Raw genomic sequence first — 14081 nt, 5'->3', positions numbered from 1 at the left:
ACGGTCACCGGGGCGACGGGCCTCACAGGATGCTGACCCCCGCCAGCCACCCGCCGTCGATCACGAACGGCTGCCCCGTGATGTACGAGGAGTCCTCCTCGCACGTCAGGAACAGCGCGAGCCGCGCCACCTCCTCGGGCCGTCCGACCCGCCCGATCGGCACGAGCTTGCCGTAGAGCGCGGCGAGGGCCTCGGCCGACTCCTCGGTGTTCGCGTTCGGGTCGAGCTGGGCGGGGTTGCTCATGGCGGTGTCGATGGCGCCCGGACAGACCGCGTTGACCCGGATCTTCTTCGGGGCGAGCTCCAGGGCGGCGGTGCGCGTGAGGCCGACGATGGCGTGCTTGGTGGCGCCGTAGGCCCCGACGTAGGCCATGCCGGTCACGCCCGCGTACGAGGCGGTGTTCACGATCGAGCCGCCGCCGGCCGCCTCGATCTCGGGCGCCACGGTCTTGATCCCGAGGAACACCCCGACCTGGTTGACCTGGACGATCTGCTGGAACTCGTCGAGGGGGGTGGCCGTGAGCTCGTTGAAGCGCAGGATGCCCGCGTTGTTGACCAGCCCGTCGATCTTCCCGTACGCGTTCTTGGCGACCTCGACGGCGGCGCGCCAGTCCTCCTCGCGGCCCACGTCGAGATGGACGTACGTGGCGTTCCCGATCTCCTTGGCGAGGGCCTCGCCCTGGTCGTCGAGGACGTCCGCGATGACGACCCTGGCCCCCTCCTTCACGAAGAGCCGCGCCTCCTGCTCGCCCTGCCCGCGCGCCGCACCGGTGATGACGACGACGCGCCCGTCCAGCTTGCCCATCTCGGATCTCCTCAGTACTGGATTGGTTGAGGTGCGGTACTGGATCAGTTGTCGGGGTGCGGTACCGGGTCAGTTGAGGTGCGGAGCGACATCGGCGGCGAACGCCGCCATCTGGTCGGTCAGTTCGGCCCGGCTCCGGCTGCGGAACCGCACCTGGATCTGGTCCACGCCCATCGCGCCGTACGCGCGCAGCGACTCGGCGAGCGCGTCCGGCTTCCCGCTGAGCGTGCGCCGCCCCACGTGCCAGTCGGGCTCGCCCAGGTACAGGGGCTCGGTGATGGCGCCCACGGTGATCGGCTCCGCGATCCCCGCCTCCTCCCGCAGCCGCTTCACCTCGGCGATCTGCGCGGGGAGCTTGTCCCGCGGGTCGCCCTGCGGCAGCCAGCCGTCGGCGCGGGTGGCGGCGCGCCGCACGGCGGCGGGCGAGGAGCCGCCGACCCAGATCGGCACCTGGTCCTGCACGGGCCGGGGCTGCTGCCCGAGCCCTTCGAAGTCGAAGAACTCCCCATGATGGACCGGGAATTCATCGGCGCCGAGGGCGGCCTTCAGCGCGTCGATCGTCTCGTTCAGGACCGGCCCGCGCCGCGCGAAGTCGGCCCCGACCGCGTCGAACTCCTCCCGTACGTGCCCCGCGCCCACCCCGAGGATCAGCCGCCCGCCGCTGAGCCGGTCCACGGTCGCGTACGCCTTGGCGCTGACCAGCGGGTGGCGGAGCCCGACGACGGCGACGTGGCTCATGAGCCGCACGTTCTCGGTGATCCCGGCGAGGAAGGAGAGGGTGGCCACGGGGTCGTACCAGATGGTGCTCATGGCGTCGGCGAGACGGCGCGGGATGGCGACGTGATCACAGCCGGCGATGTAGGCGAAGCCGCTCCGGTCGGCGGTGCGGGCGATCTCGGCGAGGTCCTCGACACTCGCCTCCTTCTCCCACTTCTCCGCGTACATGGCGCTCTGCGACTGGATCGGCAGCTGCATGCCGTAGACCAGCCGGCCCGCGGGCCATATCCGTGCCATGGGCCACTCAACCCCTCACCTGGATCAGGAATCTGACGATGCGTCATATCCGACGACGGGGTTCATCGTCGTAGCTGACGCACCGTCAGGCAAGGGGTGTGAGGCGACTACTGCCCGGCTACCGCTTGCCGGCCCCCGGCCAGAGACCGTTGTCGTCGAGCCCGAGCAGCTCGATGGCGTTGCGCCGCACGATGCGGTCGACGACGTCCGGGGAGAGGTGTCCCATCTGCGCCTCGCCGACCTCGCGCGACTTCGGCCAGGTGGAGTCGGAGTGCGGGTAGTCGGTCTCGTACAGGACGTTCCCGACCCCGATGGCGTCCAGGTTCTTCAGCCCGAAGGCGTCATCGAAGAAGCAGCCGTACACATGCTCCGTGAAGAGCTCCGACGGCGGCCGGTGCACCTTGTCGGCGACGCCGCCCCAGCCCCGGTTCTCCTCCCACACCACGTCCGCGCGCTCCAGGATGTACGGGATCCACCCGATCTGCCCCTCGGCGTACATGATCTTGAGGCGGGGGAAGCGCTCGAACTTCCCGCTCATCAGCCAGTCCACCATCGAGAAGCAGCAGTTGGCGAAGGTGATGGTGGACCCGACGGCGGGCGGCGCGTCGGGGGACGTGCTCGGCATCTTGCTGCTGGAGCCGATGTGCATGGCGACGACGGTGCCGGTCTCGTCGCAGGCGGCGAGGAACGGGTCCCAGTAGTCGGTGTGGATGGACGGCAGCCCCAGGTGCGGCGGAATCTCCGAGAAGGCGACGGCCCGCACACCGCGCGCGGCGTTCCTGCGCACTTCCCTGGCGGCCAGCTCCGCGTCCCACAGCGGGATGAGGGTGAGCGGTATGAGGCGGCCGTGGGCGTCGGGCCCACACCATTCCTCCACCATCCAGTCGTTGTACGCCTGCACGCTGAGCAGCGCGAGCTCGCGGTCCTTGGCCTCGGTGAAGGTCTGCCCGCAGAAGCGGGGGAAGGTGGGGAAGCAGAGCGCGGACTGGACGTGGTTGACATCCATGTCGGCGAGGCGCGAGGGCACGTCGAAGGACCCCTCCCGCATCTGCTCGTACGTGATCACTTCGAGCTTGATCTCGTCGCGGTCGTAGCCGACGGCCGTGTCGAGCCGGGTGAGCGGCCGGTGCAGATCTTCATAGATCCACCAGTCCCCTATGGGCCCGTCGTCCCCTTTCGCCCCCATGACGGGGGCGAACCTCCCGCCCAAGAAGGACATTTCCTTCAGGGGGGCGCGCACGATGCGCGGCCCGATGTCCTGGTACTTCGCCGGGAGGCGGTCCCGCCAGACGTTGCGGGGCTCCACGGTGTGGTCGTCGACGGAAATGATGAGGGGGAAGGTCTGCTGGTCCGCCTGCCGGGCCCCCTGCCGGCTCTCCTGAGTCTCCATACGGCCCACCGTAGCGCCGATCTGACGCCCCGTCAGCTATCCGTCAGCTCCTCCTCGCCGTCCGGCCGGCCGCGCCCCGGCCGACCGACCACTCCCCGCCAGTCCCTTGAATTCCCGCCTTTCTCGTGCGAGGACCCTGTGAGAGCCGTCTCGCACGGCTGACGTATCCGCCATGAACAAGGCAAACTGGCGGGTGCACGAAGAGCGGGCAGGGCAGGCCCGCGACCCACGTGGGTTACCCGGCAGGGGGAGCGATGGACGGAGTACCGCGAGTACCGGAGCAGCGGCGTCCGGCCCCTGGGGAGGCGCACGGCGCCCCCGAGGAGCAGGCACCGCGCTTCAGCGTGCTCGGACCGGTGCGCGCCTGGCACGGCGAGGAGCCGCTCTCCACGGGCTCCCCCCAGCAGCGCGCCCTGCTCGCGGCGCTCCTCCTGCGCGAGGGCCGCACGGCGACGGCGGCGGAGCTGATCGACGCCCTGTGGGGCGACGAACCCCCGTCCCAGGCCCTGGCGGCGGTCCGGACGTACGCGTCCCGGCTGCGCAAGGTGCTCCCCCGCGACGTCCTGGTGAGCGAGTCGGGCGGCTACGCGATCCGCGTCCCCGACGGCGCCCTCGACCTCGCGGAGGCCGAGGAGCTCTGGACCTCGGCGGAGAAGGCCCGCGGCATCGGCGACCTGTGCAAGGCCCGCAGCCTGGTGAACGAGGCGCTCGACCTGTGGGACGGCGAACCCCTCGCGAGCGTCCCAGGACCCTACGCGGAGACCCAGCGCACGCGCCTGGAGGAGTGGCGCCTCCAACTCATCGAGTCCCGCCTGGACATGGACCTGGAACAGGGCTGCCACGCGGAGGCGGTCTCGGAACTCACCGCCCTCACGGCGGCCCACCCCCTCCGCGAGCGCCTGCGCGAACTGCTCATGCTGGCGCTGTACCGCAGCGGCCGCCAGGCGGAGGCACTGGCGGTCTACGCGGACACGCGCCGCCTGCTCGCGGACGAGCTCGGCGTGGACCCGCGCCCCGGCCTGTCCGAGCTCCAGCAGCGGATCCTCCAGGCGGACCCGGGCCTGTCGGAGCCCGCAGCAGGCGCGTCGGAACCCTCCGCGGTCCTGGTCCGCCCCGCCCAACTCCCCGCCACGGTCCCGGACTTCACGGGCCGCGCCTCCTTCGTGGAGGAACTGAGCGAGATCCTGTCCACCGCCGAGGGCCGGGTGATGGCGGTCTCCGCCCTCGCGGGCATCGGCGGCGTGGGCAAGACGACGCTCGCGGTGCACGTGGCCCACGTGGCGCGCACGCACTTCCCCGACGGCCAGCTGTACGTGGACCTGCAGGGCGCGGGCCCGCGCGCCGCGGAACCGGAAACGGTGCTCGGGGCTTTCCTGCGGGCCCTGGGCACGGCCGACTCCGCGATCCCGGACACGCTGGAGGAGCGGGCGGCGCTGTACCGCTCGGTCCTGGACGGCCGCAGGGTCCTGGTCCTCCTGGACAACGCCCGCGACGCGGCACAGGTCCGCCCGCTGCTGCCCGGCATGGAGGGCTGCGCGGCCCTGGTGACGTCCCGGGTCCGGATGGTGGACCTGGCAGGGGCGCACCTGGTGGACCTGGACGTGATGTCCCCGGAGGAGGCGCTCCAGCTCTTCACCCGGATCGTCGGGGAGGAGCGGGTGGCCTCGGAGCGGGAGGCGGCCCTCGACGTGGTGGCGGCCTGCGGCTTCCTCCCCCTCGCGATCCGCATCGCGGCCTCACGCCTCGCGGCCCGCCGCACGTGGACGGTCTCGACGCTCGCCGCCAAGCTGGCCGACGAGCGCCGCCGCCTGGACGAGCTCCAGGCGGGCGACCTCGCGGTGAAGGCGACGTTCGAGCTGGGCTACGGCCAGCTGGAGCCGGCGCAGGCGCGGGCGTTCCGCCTCCTTGGCCTGGCGGACGGCCCGGACCTCTCCCTGGCCGCCGCCGCGGCGGTCCTCGACCTCCCGCTCGACGAGACGGAGGACCTCCTGGAGGCCCTGGTCGACACGTCCCTGATCGAGTCGGCGGCACCGGGCAGGTACCGCTACCACGACTTGGTCCGGCTCTACGCGCGTGCGTGCGCGGAGCGGGACGAGCAGCCGCCCAGTGAGAGGGAGGCGGCGATGTCGAGGCTGCTGGACTTCTACCTGGCCTCGGCGGCGCGGGTCTATGCGATCGAGCGGCCGGGGGATCGGACGGTGGATCACCTGGAGGTGACCGAGCGGGTCGGCCTGGACTTCAGCGACGGCACCACCGCCTTCGACTGGCTGCACTCGGAGGCCGCCAGCATCCTGGCGTGTGTCCAGCAGTCCCTGGAGCCGGGGATGTTGCGGCGGGCGGTGGACCTGCTGCTGGCGGCGAAGGATCTGGCCGAGTCGGGGGCCAGTTCGCACCGGTACGAGGTGGCCACCCGAGCGGTACGGGACGCGGCTGCCGCCGCGGGGGACGCCCTTGCTGAAGGGCGGGCACGGGTCAGCCTGGCCCAAGTGCTCAACAAGGTCGGCAGCTTTGACGACGCCGCCACCGAACTGGAGCACGCCACGGAGCTCGCCGTGCGCTCCGGTGATCCATGGACCGCAGGAAATGCCCTCAACGAGCAGGGCATCATCAACAACTGCATCAACCAGCCCGACGTGAGCGAGACCCATCTCCTCAAGGCGATCAGCGTCTTCCGCGCCGACGGCAACCGTCACAGTGAGGCGAGTGCCCTCTGCAACCTCTCGCGGGCGCTCCTCGCGATGGGCCGCACGGCCAAGTCGATCGACCTGGCCCACCAGGGCATGGACATCTACAGCGACCTGGGCGTCACCTTCCGCCTGGCCAATGCGAAGTACGCCCTCGGCCTCGCGCTCAGCAGCGCCGGACGGCACACCGAGGCCCTGGACCAACTGACCGACGCATTGCGGATATTCGACGAGAACCGGCAGCGGCTGTGGCAGGGCACGACGCACTACCGCATCGCCCAGGTCTACCTCTCGGACCACCGCCCGGCACAGGCGGCCAAGCACGCCGAGCAGGCGCTCGCCACGGGATTCGTCGGCGGTGAATGGATGCGGGCGAACGTGCTGACGCTCCTGGGGAAGTCGCTCGACGCCCTCGGGCAACTCGACCGCGCCCAGGCGTGCTGGCGTGAGGCCCTCGCGATCCATGACGAATCGGGCGCCCCGGAAGCAGCCCAGATTCGGGCTCTCCTCAAGCCGGTGGCCGCGGCCTGACCTCGTGCGGAGCGGCGTTCATCGAACGTTTATGAGTGGCTGCCACTCTCATGGGGTCGATCCGTCGCGTCGGGGGGCAGACGGGTCGCGTGGGCCCTACGGATACAGTGAGCGGCCCAAACGCCCGTTCGGCAGCCCCCGGGGGAGTTGCCGAGCGGGCGTATTCGATACCGGCCCCGTCAATTCCACAGGAGTTGTCACATGAGCGAGACCGAGAAGAAGAACACCGGCATTTCCATCAAGGGCGAGGGCCACACGCCCGCCCCGCCGAAGGACGCCGCGGCTCCCAAGGAGGGCCACACGCCTGCTCCGCCCGCCAAGGACGGCGGCGTGACCACGCAGGGCGAGGGCCACACGCCCGCCCCGCCGAAGGACTGACCCGGACGTCACATCCCGACGGGGGATCGATCGGCCGCGGCGGCGCGGAGGGGAAGCCGCCGCGGCCGACGCATGCCCATGGCAGGTTCCGGCCATTCACTGACCGGAATCACTAGCCCCAGCGAACAATGGGCACCACACAACTACTGTCAAAGCAACGGTAGTTCGAATCCATGGGGGTTGGCATGACGCGCGCCAAGAAGGTTCTCATCACCCTGGCCCTGGCGGCCGCCGCAGCGGGAGCCGCAGCGAGCCCCGCCCTCGCCGAGAGCCACATCCCGGTCACGACCCAGGACAGCCACACCCCGCTCCCGCCGGGCGACAGCCACACGCCCAACCCTCCGCGAGGCTGACCCGGCCCCTCACAACCCCCGGACGAGGACCCCCACGCCGCACAGCTTGGCCATGTCGTCCACGTCCGAGGTGTACAGGACCACGTTCCCGCCCTGCCGCCCCGCGATCACCGCCAGCGCCGCGTCGATCGCGTACTTGTGGCCGTGCGGGCCCGTGCCCGCCAGCAGCGTCACCGCCGCGTCCGCCACGTCCCGCGTCACCGGTTCCACGACGATGCGGGACATCGCCCATTCCCAGGCCGGGCGCCGGATCTTGTCGTGGTACGCCTCGATGAGCGTCATGGAGCTGGTCACCACACGGATGCCCGTCCGATGCGCGTCCTTCAGCCGGGCCGTCATGACACGCTCTCCCAGCGCCGCCCGCGAGAGCCCTTCACAATCCAGCACGTAGGAAAGCGCCGCGGCCGTCACGCCGCCACCGTGTGGTCCGAGCCGGCCGCCGTGGAGCCCGCGCCCTTCTGCTCGGCCCGCTCCTGCTCGGCGAACCACCGCTCGTTCTCGCGCCGCTCGGCCTCCGCTTGGGCCAGCTCGGCCTCGGTCACCTCGCCGTGCTCGGCCTCATGGTGCGCGACCAGCTCCCCCAGCCGATCCCGCTCCCGCTGCCGCTCTATGGCCCGCGTGACATACGCGCTGAAAGCACCGGGGCCCACCTCCTCGCGGATCTCCTCCGCGAGTTCCTCGGGCAGCGTGACCGTGTACTTCTTGGTTGCCATACCAGTCATCATACCCTCAGCTGACGCCGCAGCGACTCCTTCACCGCCCCCACGAACGCCTCCCGCACCCCGTCCTCCAGCACCTCGAGCGACAGATACGGATTCAGGTCCTCCAGCTCCACCAGCAGCAGCTCCCCCTCCCGCGTGCGGCACGCGTCGACGCGCTGGATGCCGTGGTCGATGGTGTTCCAGTCGACGAAGCGCTGGGCGAAGGCCAGGTCGGCGGGGGTGGGGGCGTAGGGCTCCAGGTCCCAGCGGCGGCCGGTGTCGGGGGCGTGGAGCGCGTACTGGAAGGTGCGGTCCACGAAGTAGAAGGAGACCTCGTACGTGAAGTCGACGCGCGGCTGGATCAGGAGCCCCGTCGCGTACGAGAGCTTCGCCAGGCGCTCCCGCGTCATGAACTCAAGACCTATCGAGTCCGCCCCCAGCTTCGGCTTCACCACATAGGAGTCCACGACCGGGAGCCGGTCGACGTCCCGGAGCGCGTCCACCGTGGGTATCACCGGGTACCCGGCCGCCGTCAGCTCCAGCAGATACCGCTTGCCCACCATGTCGGCCCGCCCGGTGAGTTCGTTGTGGACCCGCGCCCCGACGCGCCCGGCCCGCTCCCTGAAGTCGTCCCACTGCTCCTGGTAGTTGAGGACCGGGCCGCTGTTGCGGACCATCACCGTGTCGAAGGCGCCCGTCTCCATGAGGGCCGCCGCGTCCAGCGGGTGGCACAGCGCCACGTCGAAGTCCTCGCGGAGGCGGGCGGTCAGATAGATGTCCTCGTCGCAGTACCGGCGGCCTCTGGCCTGGTAGGAGAGGTCCGTGACGAAGAGGACGCGGGGCTGGGCGGTGCGCTGGTGCATCCGCTCATCCTGACACCCGCCCCTCCCCCGCTTCGCACACCCGTGCCCACCCGGCCGCGATCGGGCCCCGGGCCCCCGGGCCCACCGGCCCCGAAACCCCGTGGACAGCACCGGCCGCCCTGCCAGATAGTGCCGCCCATGACCTCTCTCGTGCGCCACCTCACCTTCGACTCCCACGACCCCTACCGCCAGGCCACCTTCTGGGCCGAAGTACTCGGCGGCAAGCTCGCCGACGACGACTTCCCCGGGGACCCCGAGGCCCTGGTCGAGTCCGACAACGTGACGCTGCTCTTCGTCACCGTGCCGGAGTCCAAGACCCTCAAGAACCGGCTGCACGTCGACCTCCAGCCGCAGGACCGCACCCGTGACGAGGAGGCCGAGCGGATCGTCGCCCTCGGCGCCACGCTCGTCGCCGACCACCGCAAGCCCAACGGGCGTGGCTGGGTCCTCCTCGCCGACCCGGAGGGCAACGAGTTCTGCGTGGAGTGCGGCGAGGCCGAGCGCGCCGCCATCATCGCCGCCGAGGCGAAGGCCGAGGCCGGGGCCGGGGCCGGGGCCGAGAGCTGAGGTCAGCGCAAGGGTGCTCTACCGTGCAGCGGCTCGCAGCTCCCCCTTCACCACCTTCCCGCTCGCGTTCCGCGGCAGCTCCGCCACGAACTCCACCTCCCGCGGCACCTTGTAGTTCGCCATCTCCCGCCGCGACCACGCGATCAGGTCGTCCGCGGTCAGCGTCGACCCACCGGCCCCCGACCGCCGCACCACGTACGCCTTGCCGACCTCCCCGAGGCGGCCGTCCGGGACGCCGATCACCGCGACGTCCGCCACCTCCGGGTGCAGGCCGAGGAGTTGCTCTATCTCCGCGGGGTACGCGTTGAAGCCGCCGACGATGAACATGTCCTTGATGCGGTCGGTGATCCTCAAGTTGCCCTCGGTGTCGAGGACTCCGACGTCCCCCGTCCGCAGCCAGCCCTCCCCCGTGATCACCTTCGCCGTCTCCTGGGGGTCCTCGAAGTAGCCGCTCATGACGTTGTAGCCGCGGACCAGGACCTCGCCCGGCTCCCCGGGCGCCAGTTCCTCGTTCTCCGGGCCGACCACCCGGACCTCCGTGTCGGGGATCGCCCGGCCCGACGTCGCCGAGATGACCTCCGCCGCATCGCCCCGGCGGCACATCGTGACGATGCCGCTCGTCTCGGAGAGGCCGTACGCGGTCAGGACCGTGCCCACGCCCAGCTCGCCCCGCAGCCGTTCCACCAGGCGCAGCGGGACCACCGCCGCGCCCGTCACCACGAGGCGGAGCGCCGACAGGTCGTAGTTTCCGCGCGCCGGGTGGTCCAGGAGTGACTGGTGGAGCGTCGGGGGGCCCGGGAGCACCGAGATGCGCTCCTTCGCCACGTTCGCGAGGACCGTCTCCACGTTGAACACCGGCTGCGGGATCATCGTCGCGCCCCGCGTCAGGCACGCGATCACGCCCGCCTTGTAGCCGAAGGTGTGGAAGAACGGGTTCACGATCAGATAGCGGTCGCCCTCGCGCAGGCCCGCGAGCTCGCTCCACACGTCGTAGCAGCGCAGCGTCTGCGCGTGCGTGATGACCGCACCCTTGGGGCGGCCCGTCGTGCCCGAGGTGAAGATGATGTCGGAGGGGGAGTCCGCGGCCACCGCGTCCGCCCGTGCGCGGACCGACTCCGCGCTCACGCCGTCGCCGCTCGCCAGGAAGTCCTTCCACGTACGGAAGTTCTCCGGGGCGTCGTCGGAGAGGACCACCACCTGGTCCAGGTGCGGGAGGCCGGGGAGCGGTCCGGCCCCGGAACCCTCCGCCGCCGCCCGGCGCAGGGACGCCACGTACGACGTCCCCAGGAACGTGCCGGTCACGAACAGCAGCTTGGCCCGGCTGCGTTCGAGGACGTACGCCGCCTCGGCGCCCTTGAAGCGGGTGTTCAGGGGGACGAGGACCGCGCCCGCCGTCACCGCGCCGAGCGCCGAGACGATCCAGTCGAGGGTGTTGGGGGCCCAGACCGCCACCCGGTCGCCCGCCTCCACGCCGTTCGCGAGACAGGCGGCCGCCGCCCGGTCCACGCGCTCGCCCAACTCCGCGTACGTGATCCGGGTCCGGCCCTCGACGACCGCCTCCCGCTCGCCGTACCGTTCGGCCGCAGCCCGGACCAGTCCCGGGATGCTGCCCCACTCCAGGTCGCCGCGCATCGCAAGCCCCCTCCACCCAGTAGCTGACTATCCGTCAGATTAGCTGTAGCCTGACGCGCTGTCAGCAGTCGGTACGCTCCCGCGGAGGTGCCCGTGGCTTCACTCAAGGACGCTACAGCGATAGTCGGAATCGGGCAGACCGCCTTCGCGAAGCAACTGCCCGAGAATGAGAAGACGTTGGCCTGCCGCGCCATCACCGCCGCGCTCGACGACGCCGGCATCGCGGCCTCCGAGATCGACGCCTTCGCCTCGTACACCATGGAGGAGACCGACGAGGTCGAGGTCGCCAAGGCCATCGGCGCCGGGGACGTCACCTTCTTCAGCAAGGTGGGGTACGGGGGCGGCGGGTCGTGCGCGACCGTCGGACACCTCGCCGCCGCCATCGCCACCGGACAGGCGAGCGTCGGCGTCGCCTGGCGCTCGCGGAAGCGGGGCAGCGGGCCAAGGCCCTGGAAGAACACGGCAGTTCAGCTGCCCACCCCCGGGCAGTGGACCCGCCCCTTCGGCCTCCTGCGGCCCGCCGACGAGATCGGGATGCTCACGCGGCGCTACATGCACGAGTACGGGGCCACCCGCGACCACCTCTTCAACGTCGCCCTGGCCTGCCGCAACCGGGCCAACCAGAATCCGGCCGCCATGATGTACGAAAGGCCGCTGACCCGCGACATGTATATGACCTCGCGGATGATCAGCGAGCCGCTCTGCCTCTTCGACAACTGCCTGGAGACGGACGGGGCGTTGGCCTGCGTCATCGTCTCGGCCGAGCGCGCCCGCGACTGCCGCCAGAAGCCCGCGTACATCCACTCCGTCGCCCAGGGCCTGCCCGCACAGCACCACGGCATGGTCAACTACTGGAACGACGACCCGCTGTCCGGACCCGCCTGGACCGCCGCCCGACACCTGTGGAAACAGGCCGACTTCGGCCCGCAGGACGTCGACGTCGCCCAGATCTACGACGCCTTCACCCCCCTCATCCCGCTCTCCCTGGAGGGCTACGGCTTCTGCGGGCGCGGCGAGGGCGGCGCCTTCACGGAAGGAGGCGCCCTGGAGAGCGGCGGGCGGCTGCCGATCAACACCGGGGGCGGCGGCCTCAGCGAGGCGTACGTGCACGGCTTCAACCTCATCAACGAGGGCGTGAAGCAGCTGCGCGGCAGCTCCACCGCCCAGGTCCCGGACGCCTCCACCTGCCTGGTCACGGCGGGCGAGGGAGTGCCCACCTCCGCCATTCTCCTGAGGAGTTGAGGGTTACAGATGACAACATCTGAAAGCGGATACCTGTCACCTGTCATCGACGACGACGGCGCCCCCTTCTGGGAGTACGCGGCCCGGGGCGAGCTCCGCGTCCAGGCGTGCGCGAACTCCGGCTGCGGCGAGCTGCGCTTCCCGCCGCGGCCCTGCTGCCCGCACTGCCAGTCCTTCGACAGCGAGTGGCGGAAGATGAGCGGCCGCGGCCGCATCTGGTCGTACGTGCGCCCGCACCCGCCCCTCCTGCCCGCCTACGCCGAGCAGGCCCCCTACAACGCGATCGTCGTCGAACTCGCCGAGGCCCCCCGCATCCGCCTCGTCGGCAACCTCGTGACCTCGGCCGACGCCCCGCTCAACTCCGTCGACCCCGAACGGCTGCGGATCGGCGCGCGCGTCCAGGTCGTCTTCACCGAGGTCGACGGGGTCACGCTGCCGCGCTGGGTCCTGGAGCGCACATGAGCCTGCGCGTCCGCACCGACAAGGAGACCGGCGTCGCGGTCCTCACCCTCGACCGCCCCGACCGCCACAACGCGATCGACCTGGACACGGCAGACCAACTGGCCACCGCCTGGCGGGAGTTCCGACACGACGACACGGTACGGGCGGCTGTCATCACCGGCGCCGGCGACCGGGCCTTCTGCACGGGCATCGACCGCTCCGCCGAAGTCCCCCAGCCCCCCTCCCCGTACACGATCGACGACCCCCTCCTCACCATCGGCCCCAAGGCCAACGACCTGTGGAAGCCGGTCGTCGCCGCCGTGGGCGGCATGGCATGCGGCGGCGCCTTCTACCTGCTCGGCGAGGCGGAGTTCATCGTCGCCGACTCCGAGCGCGCCTCCTTCTTCGACCCGCACACCACCTACGGCATGGTCAGCGCGTACGAGGCGATCAACATGGCGCAGCGCATGCCGTTCGGCGAGGTCGCGCGGATGTCCCTGATGGGGACGGCCGAGCGGCTCGGCGCGCGCCGGGCGTACGAGATCGGTCTCGTCTCCGAGCTCACGGAGGCGGGCGGGGCGCTCGCGGCGGCGGTGCGCTGCGCCGAGACGATCGCCTCGTACCCGACGGAGGCGGTGCAGGGCACGGTGCGGGCGGTCTGGTCGGCGAAGGAGGCGGCCCGCGCGCAGGCCCTGGCGCACGCGCCGCACCTGATCACGCTCGGCAACCTCCCGCCGGAGCGGCAGGCGGAGCTGTTCACGGGGCGGCGCCCGGACTTCCGTATCCGCTGACCGGGGGCCGTGGGGTGCGTGCGGCGGCCGATGCCGTCACATGGCGGGGGCCGGGCTCCCGGCGTAGCGTCGATCACTGAGAGGTCCGAGAGGAGGCCGGACATGGTGCGCAATGTCATCGGGTCGGCCCTCGCTCTCCTCGGAGCGACGGCCGCCGTCTGGAGCCCCTTCCGTGCCTGGTACGACGGCCGTCACGGACGCTACTTCCGCCTCGACGAGCTGTTCTCCGGCGGCGGCATCACGGACGCGAGAGCCGAGCTGTTCGGCTCCCTGTTCCTCCCCTTCGCGTTCGCGGCGCTGGTGACGCTGGTGGGGGTGGTGCTGCGGTCGCGTGTGGTGGTGGCGGTGGCGGGTGTGATCGTTCTCGGCTTCACGGTGCTGTGGATGGTGCGTGAGGGGCAGGCGGAGGGGAGCATCGCTGTCGCGGGGGACGGGTCGGGGCTGGGGCAGGGGGTGGCGAACGCGTTTGGTGGGGGCGTGGTGATTCTGGTGGCGGCGGTGGTGATGCGGGGCCGGTCGAGGGGCTGGCGCCCCGCGGCGACGGCTCCTCCGGAGCCGGGTGCCCCGGACTGGACGGGGCCGGACTCGAACGGTCCGGCACCCACGGCGACGATGCCGACCCTCGACGACCCGGAGCGCCCGGCCTGGCAGCGGCCCCCAACGGCATGAGCCCCGGTCCCGCCCCTTCC

General features: G+C 71.3%; 15 protein-coding genes. 8 read left to right on the top strand and 7 right to left on the bottom strand.

Translation table 11 applies throughout. From position 1 onward, the window contains the following. Window positions 1-22: 22 nt before the first annotated feature. From ACQB60_RS12250 to ACQB60_RS12240, 3 genes are all read right to left on the bottom strand, one after another. Window positions 23-805 (bottom strand): SDR family NAD(P)-dependent oxidoreductase, encoded by a 783-nt coding sequence (locus ACQB60_RS12250; protein ID WP_496925940.1) that lies wholly within the window; start codon window positions 803-805, stop codon window positions 23-25. Window positions 806-874: 69 nt separating this feature from the next. Continuing rightward, window positions 875-1819 (bottom strand): TIGR03619 family F420-dependent LLM class oxidoreductase, encoded by a 945-nt coding sequence (locus ACQB60_RS12245; RefSeq protein WP_496925939.1) that lies wholly within the window; start codon window positions 1817-1819, stop codon window positions 875-877. 118 nt (window positions 1820-1937) lie between these two features. Continuing rightward, window positions 1938-3209 carry an amidohydrolase family protein gene (locus ACQB60_RS12240; protein ID WP_496925938.1) on the bottom strand — a complete coding sequence of 424 codons (1272 nt, stop codon included), beginning with the start codon at window positions 3207-3209 and terminating at the stop codon, window positions 1938-1940. Window positions 3210-3463: 254 nt separating this feature from the next. On the opposite strand from ACQB60_RS12240, the gene afsR reads away from it, so the two are divergent. The 3 genes from afsR (at window position 3464) to ACQB60_RS12225 (ending at window position 7155) form a co-directional block, all read left to right on the top strand. After that, on the top strand, window positions 3464-6424 hold the full coding sequence (gene afsR / locus ACQB60_RS12235) for an SARP-family global regulator AfsR (RefSeq protein WP_496925937.1): 2961 nt from the start codon (window positions 3464-3466) through the stop codon (window positions 6422-6424). A 201-nt stretch (window positions 6425-6625) separates the two neighbouring features. Continuing rightward, on the top strand, window positions 6626-6802 hold the full coding sequence (locus tag ACQB60_RS12230) for a sigma-like protein (RefSeq protein WP_496925936.1): 177 nt from the start codon (window positions 6626-6628) through the stop codon (window positions 6800-6802). Window positions 6803-6987: 185 nt separating this feature from the next. Then, a complete protein-coding gene (locus ACQB60_RS12225) occupies window positions 6988-7155 on the top strand; it encodes a hypothetical protein (protein ID WP_496925935.1) in 168 nt (55 codons plus the stop codon). Between the two features lie 9 nt (window positions 7156-7164). On the opposite strand, the gene ACQB60_RS12220 is transcribed toward ACQB60_RS12225, so the two are convergent. The 3 genes from ACQB60_RS12220 to ACQB60_RS12210 all read right to left on the bottom strand — a co-directional run bounded on the left by ACQB60_RS12220 (window position 7165) and on the right by ACQB60_RS12210 (window position 8719). Further along, on the bottom strand, window positions 7165-7494 hold the full coding sequence (locus ACQB60_RS12220; RefSeq protein ID WP_496925934.1) for a hypothetical protein: 330 nt from the start codon (window positions 7492-7494) through the stop codon (window positions 7165-7167). A 68-nt stretch (window positions 7495-7562) separates the two neighbouring features. Further along, on the bottom strand, window positions 7563-7868 hold the full coding sequence (locus tag ACQB60_RS12215) for a hypothetical protein (RefSeq protein ID WP_496925933.1): 306 nt from the start codon (window positions 7866-7868) through the stop codon (window positions 7563-7565). An 8-nt stretch (window positions 7869-7876) separates the two neighbouring features. Next, entirely contained in the window at window positions 7877-8719 is an 843-nt protein-coding gene (locus ACQB60_RS12210; RefSeq protein WP_496925932.1) for a hypothetical protein, read from the bottom strand. A gap of 138 nt (window positions 8720-8857) precedes the next feature. Here ACQB60_RS12210 and ACQB60_RS12205 point away from each other — a divergent pair, with 138 nt between their 5' ends. Next, complete coding sequence (locus ACQB60_RS12205) at window positions 8858-9286, top strand: VOC family protein (protein WP_496925931.1); 429 nt, start codon at window positions 8858-8860, stop codon at window positions 9284-9286. Window positions 9287-9304: 18 nt separating this feature from the next. On the opposite strand, the gene ACQB60_RS12200 is transcribed toward ACQB60_RS12205, so the two are convergent. Continuing rightward, window positions 9305-10918: a FadD3 family acyl-CoA ligase gene (locus ACQB60_RS12200; protein ID WP_496925930.1), complete on the bottom strand. Its 1614-nt coding sequence runs from the start codon at window positions 10916-10918 to the stop codon at window positions 9305-9307. Window positions 10919-11011: 93 nt separating this feature from the next. On the opposite strand from ACQB60_RS12200, the gene ACQB60_RS12195 reads away from it, so the two are divergent. The 4 genes from ACQB60_RS12195 to ACQB60_RS12180 all read left to right on the top strand — a co-directional run bounded on the left by ACQB60_RS12195 (window position 11012) and on the right by ACQB60_RS12180 (window position 14061). Continuing rightward, window positions 11012-12160 (top strand): lipid-transfer protein, encoded by a 1149-nt coding sequence (locus ACQB60_RS12195; protein ID WP_496925929.1) that lies wholly within the window; start codon window positions 11012-11014, stop codon window positions 12158-12160. Between the two features lie 9 nt (window positions 12161-12169). Beyond that, entirely contained in the window at window positions 12170-12622 is a 453-nt protein-coding gene (locus ACQB60_RS12190) for a Zn-ribbon domain-containing OB-fold protein (RefSeq protein ID WP_496925928.1), read from the top strand. Beyond that, on the top strand, window positions 12619-13392 hold the full coding sequence (locus ACQB60_RS12185; protein ID WP_496925927.1) for an enoyl-CoA hydratase/isomerase family protein: 774 nt from the start codon (window positions 12619-12621) through the stop codon (window positions 13390-13392). The genes ACQB60_RS12190 and ACQB60_RS12185 overlap by 4 nt, the downstream gene beginning before the upstream one ends. A gap of 102 nt (window positions 13393-13494) precedes the next feature. Next, the gene (locus ACQB60_RS12180) at window positions 13495-14061 is read left to right on the top strand and encodes a hypothetical protein (RefSeq protein ID WP_496925926.1); all 567 of its coding nucleotides are present in this window, start codon (window positions 13495-13497) and stop codon (window positions 14059-14061) included. Window positions 14062-14081 lie beyond the last annotated feature (20 nt).

This window comes from Streptomyces odontotermitis, from assembly GCF_050510915.1.
Classification (GTDB): Bacteria; Actinomycetota; Actinomycetes; order Streptomycetales; family Streptomycetaceae; genus Streptomyces.
The sequence above is the reverse complement of the archived record's forward strand: the minus strand, read 5'-3'. Positions and strand labels throughout refer to the sequence as shown.

Coding starts and splice junctions, on each gene's coding strand:
- ACQB60_RS12250 (WP_496925940.1), bottom strand. CDS start 805: ATGGGCAAGCTGGACGGGCGCGTCGTCGTCATCACCGGTGCGGCGCGC.
- ACQB60_RS12245 (WP_496925939.1), bottom strand. CDS start 1,819: ATGGCACGGATATGGCCCGCGGGCCGGCTGGTCTACGGCATGCAGCTG.
- ACQB60_RS12240 (WP_496925938.1), bottom strand. CDS start 3,209: ATGGAGACTCAGGAGAGCCGGCAGGGGGCCCGGCAGGCGGACCAGCAG.
- afsR (WP_496925937.1), top strand. CDS start 3,464: ATGGACGGAGTACCGCGAGTACCGGAGCAGCGGCGTCCGGCCCCTGGG.
- ACQB60_RS12230 (WP_496925936.1), top strand. CDS start 6,626: ATGAGCGAGACCGAGAAGAAGAACACCGGCATTTCCATCAAGGGCGAG.
- ACQB60_RS12225 (WP_496925935.1), top strand. CDS start 6,988: ATGACGCGCGCCAAGAAGGTTCTCATCACCCTGGCCCTGGCGGCCGCC.
- ACQB60_RS12220 (WP_496925934.1), bottom strand. CDS start 7,494: ATGACGGCCCGGCTGAAGGACGCGCATCGGACGGGCATCCGTGTGGTG.
- ACQB60_RS12215 (WP_496925933.1), bottom strand. CDS start 7,868: ATGGCAACCAAGAAGTACACGGTCACGCTGCCCGAGGAACTCGCGGAG.
- ACQB60_RS12210 (WP_496925932.1), bottom strand. CDS start 8,719: ATGCACCAGCGCACCGCCCAGCCCCGCGTCCTCTTCGTCACGGACCTC.
- ACQB60_RS12205 (WP_496925931.1), top strand. CDS start 8,858: ATGACCTCTCTCGTGCGCCACCTCACCTTCGACTCCCACGACCCCTAC.
- ACQB60_RS12200 (WP_496925930.1), bottom strand. CDS start 10,918: ATGCGCGGCGACCTGGAGTGGGGCAGCATCCCGGGACTGGTCCGGGCT.
- ACQB60_RS12190 (WP_496925928.1), top strand. CDS start 12,170: ATGACAACATCTGAAAGCGGATACCTGTCACCTGTCATCGACGACGAC.
- ACQB60_RS12185 (WP_496925927.1), top strand. CDS start 12,619: ATGAGCCTGCGCGTCCGCACCGACAAGGAGACCGGCGTCGCGGTCCTC.
- ACQB60_RS12180 (WP_496925926.1), top strand. CDS start 13,495: ATGGTGCGCAATGTCATCGGGTCGGCCCTCGCTCTCCTCGGAGCGACG.